Source organism: Ihuprevotella massiliensis (genome assembly GCA_900095835.1).
Classification (GTDB): domain Bacteria; phylum Bacteroidota; class Bacteroidia; order Bacteroidales; family Bacteroidaceae; genus Alloprevotella; species Alloprevotella massiliensis.
This window is the reverse complement of sequence record LT608321.1, coordinates 511,061-524,942: the sequence shown is the minus strand read 5'-3', so window position 1 is coordinate 524,942 and position 13,882 is coordinate 511,061. Positions and strand designations below refer to the sequence as shown.

Annotated in this window: 10 protein-coding genes; 8 read left to right on the top strand and 2 right to left on the bottom strand. The window is 45.2% G+C overall.

The window, feature by feature from the left end; genetic code table 11:
- The first annotated feature begins 407 nt into the window (after positions 1–407).
- The 8 genes from BQ2633_RS02325 (at position 408) to BQ2633_RS02290 (ending at position 10,040) form a co-directional block, all read left to right on the top strand.
- The gene (locus BQ2633_RS02325) at positions 408–857 is read left to right on the top strand and encodes a hypothetical protein (RefSeq protein WP_075564846.1); all 450 of its coding nucleotides are present in this window, start codon (positions 408–410) and stop codon (positions 855–857) included.
- A gap of 115 nt (positions 858–972) precedes the next feature.
- On the top strand, positions 973–1,797 hold the full coding sequence (locus BQ2633_RS02320) for a hypothetical protein (RefSeq protein WP_075564845.1): 825 nt from the start codon (positions 973–975) through the stop codon (positions 1,795–1,797).
- Complete coding sequence (locus BQ2633_RS02315; protein WP_075564844.1) at positions 1,790–2,254, top strand: S24/S26 family peptidase; 465 nt, start codon at positions 1,790–1,792, stop codon at positions 2,252–2,254. The genes BQ2633_RS02320 and BQ2633_RS02315 overlap by 8 nt, the downstream gene beginning before the upstream one ends.
- Before the next feature lie 44 nt (positions 2,255–2,298).
- Positions 2,299–2,571, top strand: a complete 273-nt coding sequence (locus BQ2633_RS02310) for a PqqD family protein (protein ID WP_075564843.1) — start codon at positions 2,299–2,301, stop codon at positions 2,569–2,571.
- A gap of 40 nt (positions 2,572–2,611) precedes the next feature.
- Positions 2,612–4,228 carry a CTP synthase gene (gene pyrG / locus BQ2633_RS02305; protein WP_075564842.1) on the top strand — a complete coding sequence of 539 codons (1,617 nt, stop codon included), beginning with the start codon at positions 2,612–2,614 and terminating at the stop codon, positions 4,226–4,228.
- A 121-nt stretch (positions 4,229–4,349) separates the two neighbouring features.
- On the top strand, positions 4,350–6,248 hold the full coding sequence (gene yidC, locus BQ2633_RS02300) for a membrane protein insertase YidC (protein ID WP_075564841.1): 1,899 nt from the start codon (positions 4,350–4,352) through the stop codon (positions 6,246–6,248).
- 148 nt (positions 6,249–6,396) lie between these two features.
- Positions 6,397–8,577 (top strand): dipeptidyl-peptidase Dpp5, encoded by a 2,181-nt coding sequence (gene dpp5 / locus BQ2633_RS02295; RefSeq protein ID WP_075564840.1) that lies wholly within the window; start codon positions 6,397–6,399, stop codon positions 8,575–8,577.
- An 86-nt stretch (positions 8,578–8,663) separates the two neighbouring features.
- Positions 8,664–10,040, top strand: coding sequence for an MFS transporter (locus tag BQ2633_RS02290; protein WP_075564839.1), 1,377 nt, complete (start codon positions 8,664–8,666; stop codon positions 10,038–10,040).
- 124 nt (positions 10,041–10,164) lie between these two features.
- On the opposite strand, the gene BQ2633_RS02285 is transcribed toward BQ2633_RS02290, so the two are convergent.
- Positions 10,165–11,043 carry a carbohydrate kinase family protein gene (locus tag BQ2633_RS02285; RefSeq protein ID WP_075564838.1) on the bottom strand — a complete coding sequence of 293 codons (879 nt, stop codon included), beginning with the start codon at positions 11,041–11,043 and terminating at the stop codon, positions 10,165–10,167.
- 147 nt (positions 11,044–11,190) lie between these two features.
- Complete coding sequence (locus tag BQ2633_RS02280) at positions 11,191–13,098, bottom strand: glycoside hydrolase family 32 protein (RefSeq protein WP_075564837.1); 1,908 nt, start codon at positions 13,096–13,098, stop codon at positions 11,191–11,193.
- Between the last annotated feature and the right edge of the window lie 784 nt (positions 13,099–13,882).

Here is a 13,882-nt window from a genome sequence, read left to right as displayed (position 1 = left end):
TTTTTGAAAACGTCCGATGTTTTTTGGAAAAGCTCCGACGTTTTTGGAAACATCTCCGACGTTTAAGTTAGGCTCTGAGAGTTTAGGGAAAGTTGTGGCTTGAGGCAAGACAAAGACTCGTGTCTATGACTGAGGAAAATGTCACCAAAAGTGTAAGTTCGATTGTCAGATGTATAGGATGAAAGGGTAGAAATAAGAGAATCTACGAAGATTGTTGTAGACAAATGCTTTGTTGCGGTAAATATCCTCCCAAACTGTTTGTGAGATTGGAGAGAAATCTCTAACTTTGCACAATAGTTTATTCTCGAGCGGCGCAAGACTCTTTGGAAGGAGGGAATCCTCCTTGAGATATAAGGAGAGTTCGTATCATCACAGAATGCGTTGTTCGACCAAACTCACGACCATCTATGCAAAAAGTTTTATGGATTTTATTGCTGCTCGTTGGTTTCACGGGAATGTCTCGCGCTGCTGTAACAGTAGCCGCCGATAGCACCGCCGCTGAAACCAAGGAGCAGACACTCTATATATTTGGGGTGTCACAAAATCTTCGTGATTCTGTGGCTTATGTTACTGATATCGTCGCAATCACTGCCCCCAAATTGTTACAAAAGGGCTTCTTCACTGACCGTGATTTGTATGCCGATCAGTTCCGTAGTTATGTGGAACAAAGGTTTGAGACTTCTCACCAGACAGCTGTTGTTTTCTTTGACGTTAAGGCGGCAAAGCTAGAGAAGGCGCGCCAAAAGCTGCGCATCAAAATAGCAGGTCAGAAGGTAGGACTCGAGAAAATGGTGGTCAAAGATATCTACAAAGACCAATTTCAATTCACAAAAATAGAGGTGGCTGGTAGCAATTAATTGCTATCGCCCCTTGTTTGCTGTATAGGGACCTGTTGTGAAATACTCATACTCTGTTGCTCAACACACTTTTTTTGTTTCTATTCCTGATGGAAGGGAAAGCTGGATAGAGGATTTGGCGCAATGTTATGCTCCTTTTCTTCAGAGCGGTCAGCACGAAAGCCCTGTGTTATTTGAATTGTCTGCAGAGTTGGGAGATATCGTTACGCCTTCTGCTCCTTATCGGCATGTCGCTAATGTGCAACCTACGGATTTAGCGTTCGAAGTTTGGCGCCATGAAAAGGGGGATTATGCTATCATTGTTTCAGATGCCGAAGGCACGTCTAAGTCCCTCATATATGCTGATGCTTCTTTCCGCAAGGCAAGCGTTGTAATTTCGCACGACACTACAAAACCAAGCGTTCTGCTCAATAATGCTATCATGCTTTGTTATGCCTTTGCCGGAGCTTATGAGCAAACTCTCCTCGTTCATGCTTCTGTACCTCAGATTGGAATGACAGCTTTCCTTTTTCAAGGACTTAGTGGTACGGGAAAAAGTACGCACTCTCAATTGTGGCGTACACACATTCCCCAGGTGGAGTTGCTGAATGACGACAACCCTGTAGTGCGCATAGCTGCCGATGGTAGTATCTCTGTGTGGGGCACGCCTTGGAGTGGAAAAACTCCTTGTTATCGTAACGTCCGTTGTGACCTCGGTGGGATTTTGCGTTTGCAACAATCTTCTGAAAATAGCATTCGTCGCTTGCGTCCTGTTGAGGCTTTCGCCTCATTATTGGCTTCTTGCTCGACGATGCTTTGGGATAAAGCCTCTTATAGTGCGATTTGTTCCACAGTGGAAAAGGTAGTTGGGCTTGTGCCTGCTTACCATCTCCAATGCTTGCCCAATCGTGAAGCTGCTGAGTTGAGTCATCGTCATCTTTGTGCAGAAAGTCATGTCTAATGTTGTCCGACAAGTGGAGCAGAATAAGCTCTTTGAAGAGATGCGTAGCCTGCTAGTTCAAGATTGTCAGGTGCAACTACGAGTGCGTGGTCGAAGTATGCGACCCATGCTGGAGCACGAACGCGATTTAGTGACGTTGCAACAGGAGCCTGCGCAAACATATGGTCAAGGTGATGTGGTTTTAGCCTACACTTCTGATGAACGTTGGGTCTTACATCGCATTGTCCAATGTGACGATACATGTTGTGTCCTACAAGGCGATGGAAATGTTGGACAACAAGAACAATGTCTGCGCACTGATATTCTAGGAAGGGTGGTGTACTTTGAGCGTAAATCTAAGAGGTATGCTGTAAATCACGTCTTTTGGCGGGTCTATGCTCGCTTATGGCAATGCTTAGCATTTGTGCGCCGGCCTTTGTTGCTCGGATATGAATTGTTGCATCGCTTTGGTGCTTAAAGCTCTAGTCTCAATTAATCATCTGAACATCACAATATATTTCAATGAAGTTCAATCGTTCTTTCCAACTGCGTGACGTCTGTGGCGAACACGTATTGCTGGCAACAAGTGCGGAGCTCGTAGATTTCAATCGACTTGTGACACTTAACGACACAGCTTTTGATATCTATCAAGAATTTGCGGATAAAGAATTCCAACTCTCCGAGGTGGAGGCCTTCTTAATGCAGCATTACGAAGGAGCAACAGCGGAAGTTGTTGCGGCTGATGTAGCACGTTTGTTCCAAGAATTCCAACAAGAAGGGCTTCTTCTTTCTTGACGCTTTTCCATTCCTACATTTGTAAAATCATATTCATCCTATGGCTGAAACCAAATATATCTTTGTCACAGGTGGTGTTGCCTCTTCTCTTGGTAAAGGCATCATTGCTAGTTCTATTGGTAAGCTGCTCCAAGCGCGCGGCTTTAACATCACGATTCAGAAGTTTGATCCTTACATCAACATCGACCCAGGTACGCTCAACCCCTACGAACATGGGGAGTGCTATGTCACTGATGATGGCCAAGAAACGGACCTTGACCTCGGTCACTACGAGCGTTTCACAGGCATCAAAACTACGAGATACAACAACTTCACCACGGGTCGCATCTACCAAAGTGTCATTGACAAAGAGCGTCGCGGTGACTATTTAGGTAAGACTATCCAAGTAGTACCTCACATCACCGACGAAATCAAGCGCGATATGCTTTATCTCGGTAAAAAAGGCGGTTATGATTTCGTCATCACCGAGATTGGTGGAACTATTGGTGACATCGAAAGCTTGCCTTTTGTCGAAGCTATTCGTCAGCTAAAGTGGGAGTTGGGCAAGAATGCCGTGTGCATCCACCTCACTTATGTGCCTTACCTTGCTGCTGCTGGTGAGTTGAAGACTAAGCCTACGCAACACTCTGTCAAGGAACTTCAAAGTGAAGGTATCCAGCCTGATATTCTTGTGCTCCGTACTGAGCATAAACTCAGCTTAGGCCTCTGCAAGAAAGTTGCCAACTTCTGCAATGTTAGCCCAGACGCTGTATTCCAAAGCCCTGACATGCCCTCTATTTATGAGGTACCCGTGTGCATGCAAGACCAAGGCATCGACCGTGTTATTCTTGAGAAGCTAGGTATGCCAGTGGGTGAAAAGCCTGGTCTTGGACCTTGGCGCTCTTTCCTCGATCGTCGTAACAATGCAACAGAGGAACTCCACATTGGTCTTGTCGGAAAATATGATTTGCAAGATGCTTATAAGTCGATTATTGAGGCCCTTCAACAAGCGGGTGTCTATAATGACCGCAAGGTGCGTTGCCATTTCATCAATTCAGAGAACATCACCACTGATAATGTAGCCGAAATGCTTGAAGGCATGGCAGGCTATATCATTTGCCCAGGCTTTGGACAACGTGGTACTGAAGGAAAGCTCATTGCTACTCGCTATTGCCGTGAGCACGATCTTCCCACCTTCGGTATTTGTTTGGGTATGCAAATGATGGTTGTCGAATTCGCTCGCAATGTCCTCGGATTTGAAGATGCTAATTCTACCGAACTCAATGGTAAGACACAGCATAATGTCATCGATATCATGGAGGAACAGAAGAATATCACCAATATGGGTGGCACAATGCGCCTTGGTGGTTACGAATGCGCGGTGAAAGCTGGTTCTCGTTCACGCGAGATTTACGGAAGCGATGTGATTCGCGAACGCCACCGCCATCGTTACGAATTCAACAGCGACTTCCTTGCACAATACGAAGAAAAGGGAATGAAATGCGTGGGTACTAACCCCGAAAGTGGACTTGTAGAAATTGTGGAAATTCCTACACTTAAATGGTTCATTGGTACACAATTCCACCCAGAGTATTCTTCTACTGTGCTTAGTCCACATCCTCTCTTCCTTGACTTTGTGAAGACGGCTATCGCCAATCAGACTTCTGAGGAAGCCTAACAAGTCTTTCTGAAAAAGAATCTCAATAGTGAGGCGCGCTAATACTCATTAGCGCGCCCCTTATTCACTCAATATCGCATGCTAGCCAGAGGTTCTTAGGGTAGCATTCAAATTATTATCAATGGATAAAAATACAATCACAGCCGTTGTGCTGATGGCTTTGGTAGTCTTCGGATTTTCCTATTGGTCATCACGCAACAATACTGCAGAACAAGCACAAGACGCTACTGAGCAGGTAGAGCAGAAAAAAGCCAATGCTGGTGTTGCATCTGCGCAACACGCATCTGCCGCAATGCTTGATGGTACAGCGCTCTTCGCACAAGCTACTGTTGCAAATGATTCTGTTAAGCCTGTTGTTTTGAGCAATGACAAAATCGAGGTGACAATTGCTCCAAAAGGTGGACAAGTTAGCCGCGTAGTTCTCAAAGAGTATAAAGAATATCGACACTATAAGGCTGGAGTTGACAGCGCTTTGGTGTTGTACAACTCGAACGACGCTTCTATGAACTTCACGCTTGAGACTAAACGTCAGAATCTCGCAACTGAAGACTATTATTTCCATCCTGTAAATGTTACAAAGAATGCCGTAACGATGGAGGTTGTGGGCAAGAATGGAGAAAAAATAGCCTTCGACTATGCTCTTTCTGAAGATTACATGCTCAACATGAATCTTCGCAGCGAAGGATTGTCCCAAGAAGTCTCTCCAAAGACCAAAAGTATCGGAGTACAACTGACAGATCACGTGCGTCAATTCGAGAAAGGCTTTTATTTTGAAAACCAATATTCCACACTCAGCTATAAGGGTGTCGATGGAAGTAGTAGTCATCTCAAAGAACATGGTGATGACGAACAGATGCTTGAAGAAGCTGTGGAGTGGATTGCGTTTAAAAACCAGTATTTCAGCTCCTGTTTCATTGCGAAAGAACCACTCTCTAACGTGAAACTCACGAGTGTGAGTGAGGATGAAAAGAATCCCAAGGGCTATCTTAAGCAATACTCCGCACAAATGGAGACAGCGTTCGATGCTTCTGGTAAAACTCCTGCACAATTCCAGTGGTATTTTGGACCCAACAATTTCCGTTTGCTCCAATCTATGGACAAACATTCCCTTACTCCCAACCACGACATCGACCTTCAGAAGTTGGTTTATCTAGGTTGGCCAGTGGTTCGTTGGGTAAACCGCTTCTTCACCATCTACGTCTTTGACTTCCTTACCTCGTTCAATCTCCCAATGTGGCTTGTTTTGGTGCTCATCACGCTCATTTTGCGTGTGATTGTGTACCCATCCACGAAGAAGAGCTTCATGAGCAGCGCAAAACAGCGTGTGCTTCGTCCAAAAGTGGAGAAAATCAATGAGAAATACAAGGATAACGACAACGCGCTCCAACGTCAACAAGAGATTCAAAGCTTGTATTCTCAGCACGGTGTGAGCATGATGGGTGGATGCTTGCCTATGCTCATCCAAATGCCCATCTGGATTGCGATGTTCAACTTCGTTCCTAACGCAATTGAGCTTCGTCAGCAAAGTTTCCTTTGGGCAGATGACCTTTCAGCTTACGATGACCTCATCAGTTGGTCGACAGACATTTGGGGACTTGGCAATCACCTTTCCCTTTTCTGCATCTTGTTCTGCCTTTCCAACGTACTTTATAGCGTCATGACTATGCGCCAGCAGCGAGATTCTATGGCTGCAGCTGGACAACAAGCTCAGCAAATGAAAATTATGCAGTACATGATGTTCTTGATGCCCGTGATGTTCTTCTTCATGTTCAATAAGTACAGCTCTGGCTTGAACTTCTACTACTTTATCTCCTTGCTTAGCAGCGCTATTACCATGTGGTATTTGCGTTGGAGCACAGATGATGCCAAGCTTTTGGCTAAGTTGGAAGCAACTTATGAGCGCAACAAGAACAATCCTCAAAAGAAGCCTTCTGGACTCAGCGCGCGTCTTGCAGCCCTTGCAGCCGAACAGCAAAAAATGGTTGAAGAACAGCGTAAGCGCAACGCACAACAGAAATAAAACATTATAGAACTTAGGTAGAGACGCGCTCCAGGGTGGGTGCGTCTCTCCGGCTATATATTGCGTCACCGGTCTTTTTCCAACTGGTAGATAGCCAGTAAGGTGAAAAGATGAACACAATAGGTAGCTCAAATTATTCTTATTAGTTATGTCTATTCCCACCATGATTGCTGCCACCGCTTTAGCCATTGCTGGTGTGACAGTGTCGCCCACTACGGAAGCGGCTGCAGAGAACTTCATAGGACGACAGATGCCAAAGCTTGCTTCTGATCGCATGACGCCAGAAGCTCTTTGGGCAATGGGACGCATTGGCACTGTTGCTCCTAATGCAGCAGGTACACATGCCGTTTATTCGGTCAGCTATTATAGCGTTCCTGAGAATAAATCACATTCTGTGCTTTATCTCTTAGATATCAAAACCAAAAAGTCCCTGCAACTCACCACTTCTACCAAGAGTGAATCTGGTGCAGTGTGGGTGCGCTTTGGAAATGAAGAGCGTATTATCTACCTTTCTAGTGAAGGAGGCAGTAGTCAGTTGTGGAGCATGAAGTCCGATGGCACAGATCGCAAGCAAATCAGCCACGAAAGTGATGATATCATTGATTTCCTTTTTGCTCCTAGTGGAAAGCGCGTTATCCTCGTCAAGGAGGTGGCTCAGCACACAGCTATTGCGCCTCAGGAAGCTGACCTACCTAAGGCTACAGGTATGGTAATCAACGACCTTATGTACAAGCATTGGGACCAATATGTGACCAGTGCTCCACATCCTTTCTTGGCAAATTTTGATGGTGAAAAGGTTACTGTTGCAAAGGATCTCCTAGAGGGAGAACCCTTTGAATCGCCCATGATGCCCTTTGGTGGGAATGAGCAGTTGGCTTGGAGCCCCAACAGTGAGCAATTGGCTTACACCTGTCGCAAGAAGGTAGGACGTGATTACGCTACCTCTACCGACAGTGACATCTTCCTCTACGATATTGCAACGGGAACTACGCGCAATCTTTGCAAACCCGAAGGCTGGACAGCTCCCACTTCTGCAGATTACACCCGCAGCCTTCAGCAACAAGCGGTAAATCAATCGAAGGTAGATGCAAATGTGGGCTATGATATCAATCCACAGTTCTCCCCCGATGGCAAATATGTGGCTTGGAGTAGCATGGAACGAGATGGTTACGAAAGCGACCGAGCGCGGCTCTGTGTCTATGATTTGAAATCAGGTAAAAAATCTTATGTCACTGAGAGCTTTGATAGTGGAGTCGATGGCTTCGCTTGGGCATCAGATAGCAAACAACTCTTCTTTGTTGGCGTATGGCATGGTAAAGCAAATCTCCACGTCACCAATCTTCAAGGCAAGGTGCGCGCAATCACCAACGAACAAGCGGACTATTCACTCGTGGCTCCTCTCTATGGCGGCAAACAACTACTTGTAAAGCGCCATTCAATGGCTACGGCTGACGAAATCTTCCTTGTGGATACGAGAACAGGTCGCCCTTCTCAATTGACAGAAGAGAACAAATACTTCTACGACAATCTTGCGTGGGGAGAAGTCAAAGAGCGATGGACAAAAACAACCGATGGAAAGCAGATGCTCAGTTGGGTGATTTATCCTCCTCACTTTGATCCTACAAAGAAATATCCTACTTTGCTCTTCTGTGAGGGAGGTCCTCAAAGTCCTGTGAGCCAATTTTGGAGCTATCGTTGGAATTTCCAGATTATGGCTGCTCAAGGCTACATTGTCATTGCTCCCAATCGTCGTGGTCTTCCAGGATTTGGACAAGAATGGTTAGAGCAAATCAGTGGTGACTACACGGGACAATGTATGCAAGACTACCTTTCCGCTATTGATGATATTGCGAACGAGCCCTATGTCGATCGTGAACGTCTAGGTGCTGTTGGTGCATCATTCGGTGGTTTCAGCGTATATTGGTTGGCAGGCAATCACAACAAGCGATTCAAAGCCTTTATTGCGCACGATGGAATCTACAACACTCAGCAGCAATACACTGAGACTGAAGAACTCTGGTTTGCCAACTGGGATATGGGAGCTGCACCTTGGCACAAGAATGCTGAAGGACAGCAACAGAAAGTTTTCCGCACTTCTCCTCATCTCTATGTGGATCGTTGGGACACCCCAATCCTTTGCATCCACGGGCAGAAGGACTTCCGTATCGAATATACCCAAGCAGAAAGCGCATTCACCGCAGCAAAACTACGCGGAGTTCCTGCACAATTGCTCTTATTCCCCGACGAAAATCACTGGGTGTTGCGTCCTCAAAATGGTATCCTTTGGCAGCGCACCTTCTTCCGTTGGCTCGATAAGTATTTAAAATAAAGTTCTTTTTGCTGTTTGCCTATTTCGCTAGAAATTGGCTATGACAAATCTTGGTATTAATCGTAAAAACCAAACCTCACAATAATATGTCTTTTACAAACACCCTTACACAAAAACTCAATGATTCCGCTAAAGCGCGTTGGACCGCCCTTTTGATTGTGTCAATCACAATGATGATGGGCTATTATGTCACGGACCTTCTCTCACCTCTCGAAAGCATTCTCACTGCTGCAACTAAAGATGGTGGTTTAGGTTGGTCTGCGAGTGACTATGGTTTCTTCTCTGGAAGTTACGGTCTCATCAATGTTTTCTTGTTGATGCTCTTCTTCGGAGGACTCATTCTCGACAAGCTCGGCATTCGTTTCACTGGTGTGCTCAGCGCCTCTTTGATGCTTCTTGGCGTAGCCATCAAGTATCTTGCTGTTTCCCTCAATTTTGAAGGCGCTGTCTTCAGCATTGATGCTTTCAACTTCCACCTTCCCATGTCAGCAGCTGTAGCAAGTCTCGGCTTTGCTATCTTTGGTGTGGGAGCAGAAATCACAGGTATCACCATTTCAAAGACCATTACCAAGTGGTTTACTGGTCACGAACTCGCCATGGCTATGGGTGTACAAGTGGCACTTGCTCGTTTGGGTACTGCAGCTGCTTTGGGAATCAACCTTCCTTTGGCCAAGTCTTTTGGTCTGCAAATCCCCGTTCTTGTAGCTATCTGCCTTTTGACCATTGGTTTGCTTTGTTTTCTCGTTTACAATGTGATGGACAGAAAGCTGGATGCTTCGATTGCCGCTGTTGAAGGTACCCAAGCCACAGAAGAAGCTGATGAAGAGAGCTTCAAGTTCTCAGATCTTGGTGCGATTTTCTCAAACCCAGGCTTCTGGATTATTGCTTTCCTCTGCCTTTTATTCTATAGTGGTGTGTTCCCTTTCCTCAAGTTTGCTACCAAACTGATGGTGCACAACTATCATGTGCCTGAGGCTTTCGCAGGACTTATCCCAGGTGTACTTCCTTTCGGAACTATTATTTTGACTCCAATCTTTGGTACAGTCTACGACCGTTTGGGTAAAGGTGCAACACTTATGATTATTGGTGCTGCGATGCTTACAGCAGTCCACCTCACATTTATGACCAACGTGTTGCCTTATGGCTGGTTTGCAGTCATTTTGATGGTGATTCTTGGTGTTGCTTTCGCTTTGGTACCTTCTGCCATGTGGCCCAGTGTTCCCAAAATCATCCCTATGAAGCTTTTGGGTTCTGCCTTTGCCATTATCTTCTACATCCAAAATATTGGTCTCTCTCTGGTACCTATGTGGATTGGTCGTCAAAACCAAGCTGACCCCACTTACCACACTTCTATGATGATCTTCGCTTGCTTTGGAGCGATTTCAGTTGTTCTCGCTGTGCTCCTTTTGTTGCTTGACAAGAAATATAACTATGGTCTTCAGGCAAAGCCCAATAAGAAGTAAGTTTTATTGACGAATAATTTGCAAAATCCCACGGTGCATAAAGCATCGTGGGATTTCCTTTATGTATAAAGTCCACGCCACAGCATAAAGATGTGGCGCGGACTTTTGTCTTTTTGAGATGACTTTACAACCGGTGAAGTAGTTCCTGTGGGAGTTTTGGCATCGCCCCTTTGCAAGTGCAGACGTACGCACTGACGTCTACTGCTAGGCGATGAGTTTCTTCGATGGATTTTCCTGCAAGAAGGCCAGACACGAAAGTTCCTGTGAACGAATCACCTGCACCGACGGTATCTGCCACCTCCACAGTAGGAGTTTCTTGGAACGATACTGTGCCAGGAGTAAAGACATAACTACCATTTACTCCGCAGGTTAGTACGAGCATATCGAGATTGTATTTGCCTAAAAGTAACCAACACTTGTTCTCGATGTCGAGTCCTGGATATTCGAACAAGCGTCCTATGAGAACCAGTTCCTCATCATTGATTTTTAGAATGTTGCAAGCCGTTAGTGCCTCTCTGATAATCTCCTTGTTATAAAAGTTTTGGCGGAGGTTGATGTCGAAAATCTTCAAGCTATCTTTAGGCATCGCATTTAAGAAGGCTTGAATAGTGGTGCGCGATACGGGGCTACGCTGTGCAAGCGAACCAAAACATACGGCGCGCGTGTTTTGAGCCACATCTTCAAGTTCGGCAGTAAATGGAATATTGTCCCATGCTACGCCTTCACGAATAACGTATGTAGGGATGCCATCGTCATCCAATGTCACTTGCACCGTGCCAGTGGGGTAGTCTACACGTGGCATGAGGTGTTGAAGATGTCGAGCATTAAGGGCTTCGAGAGTTTCGTCGCCTAGTGCATCGTTGCCGACTGCGCTAATGGCTAGAGCATCATGGCCGAACTGTGATACGTGATAGGCAAAATTGGCAGGTGCACCACCAAGTTGTTTACCTTCGGGGAGAACATCCCAAAGAACTTCTCCCAATCCGACGATATAGGGTTTCATGGCTTTATAGGAGTTATGTGAGTAATCTTGTGGTACATCCTAGAGAAATGCTGGGTAGTTTGTCTTTTTCTTGCAAAACGGCAAATGCCGTGCCGACAAAGTTACGTATTAAACATTCATTCTTCTATGTACCAACCAGAAAACGAACTATTGAAGAGAGTAAACTTTGATATTGTCCAGTTTCGCCTTGCTTCTTGTGGTGTATAGTCTAGCAGAAGTGTAAGGCTGTGTGGGGAAGACCAGATTGGTCATGGCTATGCGTCCACCATCCACAAATATTTCTACAGAACATTTGTCCACGAAGATATCAAGATGATACGTTTTGCCCTTAAGAAGGTTGAGTGGAGCCCAAGTGGCCAAGGCAAAGTCATTGACGTAGTTCATCGAGTTTCTTTCGCGCAATGTACGACCGTCCTTGTCCTTATGCAACTTGTCGTAGTTAAGTTCGATGTCATGAGGTTTAGCTTCTTTGCCAAACTCCGTGAGACCACTCTTTGTGCGATCCATCACGAGACGCTGTTTGTCCAAATCAAGGTAAATCAGCACTTCTTCCTTTTGAGCATTGTAGAGGGTAATGCCAACTTGTCCTTGTCGACTTGTAGGCGTCAAATCAGCTTCTAATTCGAAAATTCCTTCAGAAAAGTGGAGAGTCTCGTCAATTGCCTTAGCGCCAATCCTCTTTCTCTTTTCAGTTACAGTAAGTGGCGTGACGTTGACCGTGTCCTTGCGCAAAAGTTTCACTTCGTTTGCCACATTGGCAGCTACATATAGTTGACCATTTTGACGATAAAGTGAGAGTTCGCGAGGAAGACCATTGGCACCGCGGTACTGCTGAATTGGAGTAACATTAGCATATTGCCAGTTGCTTATCCAAGGCATCGCCAGCACACGGTCTGGAATGTTGGAGAATGTCACTGTGGCATAGTGGTCTTTTCCATAATCAAGCCACTTCACTGTGTTAGGCGCAGTGTCTGCTGTGAACTTTTTTCCATCGAAATTGCCAATGAAATACTCTGTGGCACTGCCGCCGAATGGGCAACCAGGATTGATGTTTACAAGCATTACATACTTTTCCTTGCCGTCAATCGTGAGGGGAAAGAAGTCCGGACATTCAAATTGGTTAGGTTGCGCACCATAATTTTTTCCGAAGGCACTCATATACTCCCAATTCTTCAAATCTGTGGAGCGGTAGAATCTCATCTCCTTGTCAGCGGAAACAATCATGTACCAAGCAGAAGAAGGGGCATACCAAAAGACTTTGGGATCACGGAAGTCTTTGAGACCATCAAAAGGTTTAAGGATGGGATTACCTTCATATTTCGTATAGGTGCGGCCGTTGTCGGTGCTGTATGCCATACATTGTATTTCCCCATATTGTTCACTATGTGAAGTATAGAAAGCAATGATGGCATCTTTGCCGTAACCAGCGCTGTTATTGAAGTCAACAATGGTGCTTCCTGAGAAGATATGTCCCATCGTGTCGCGCGCAATAGCTGGAGATAGTCTTTGCCAATGCACAAGGTCGCGACTCACTGAGTGCCCCCAGTGCATATTTCCCCATTTAGAACCATAAGGATTGTATTGATAATAGAGATGGTATTCTCCATCTTTATAGACAAGCCCATTGGCGTCATTCATCCAGCCATAAGCGGGGGTATGGTGATAAATGGGACGATAGTAGTCGGTATTTATGGGATTCCATTCATCACTCAACTTTAGTTGCTGTAGTGCAGCGGAGTTTTGAGAGAGATTCAAAATACGAACCACTGCTTCTCCATGATTCTGTGAAAGCGCAAAGGGCACATAGTAATCAAGCTTGCCTTGAGATAAACGCACATCCATCCATGTGTCTGCTGGACTTCCTGTATCGAGAAGCACTTTAGCCTCGTCTTTCTCCTCCTCGATGGGAAGAAGAATATAGTTGGGGGGGGTAGCGATACGAAGTAGGGTGGTGTCACCACGTGATTCCACCTTAATCTGTTGAGCTTGCATACTATAAGTAGCACCAGTGATAGCGAAGAATGCAGCAGAAAGTAGCATTTTATTTCGGTTCATGGCAATGTGGGGTTAAATCTAAATGATAAACCAAAAGCAGAAAATTACTTTTCTGCTTTGATTTGAAGTTGAAATCTCTCTATAAAAAGTTCTGTGAGGGAATGGAATATAGGTCTGGGTACTTAAAGTTTTTTCCTCCAAGCGAGGAAATGTTCTGTGAGGGAATGAATAAGTTCTGTGAGGGAATGGATATGCTTTGTCCGAGTGCTAGTTTACAATGTGTTGGCCATTAGTTAGGTCTGTGAGGGAATGAATAGTCTTTCGCAAAGGAAGGACTGGTAATTGCGTTGGCCAATGAGAATAGTCTGTGAGGGAATGAGTGGACAGAGCATATTTTGCGACAAAGTCCCTATACTGATGCCTTTTTTCTATATTATGCAGTGTTCTGTGAGGGATGTTTTTGGGAAGAGTTGGGGGCAATAAAGCATCGAGGACTACTGGCTTGACGATGAAGTCTTAGAATTTCAAGAAAGCTGAGAACCCTACCATGAAAGGCAGGAGAAAACGAGCGTTCACTAGCACATTTTATTGTCTTTTTGTTTGAGCTTTGGTAAGGAGTTTCTCATAAGTGGTTATTCCTAATGCCCCAAATTGGGTTAAAGAACTAAACCACTGTGCAATCGCAGTCGAGATTATAATTGTAGGTTTTCGATTTGACACCGTTGAAATCTCCTTGGGTAAGGAATATACTTTCAATTGTTGTCTGGGTAACGATTGCTTTGTTTGTTGGGCGCTGTCCTTAGTTGTTTAAAGATTGCGCCAGAAACATTTTGTGCCCCGTTGA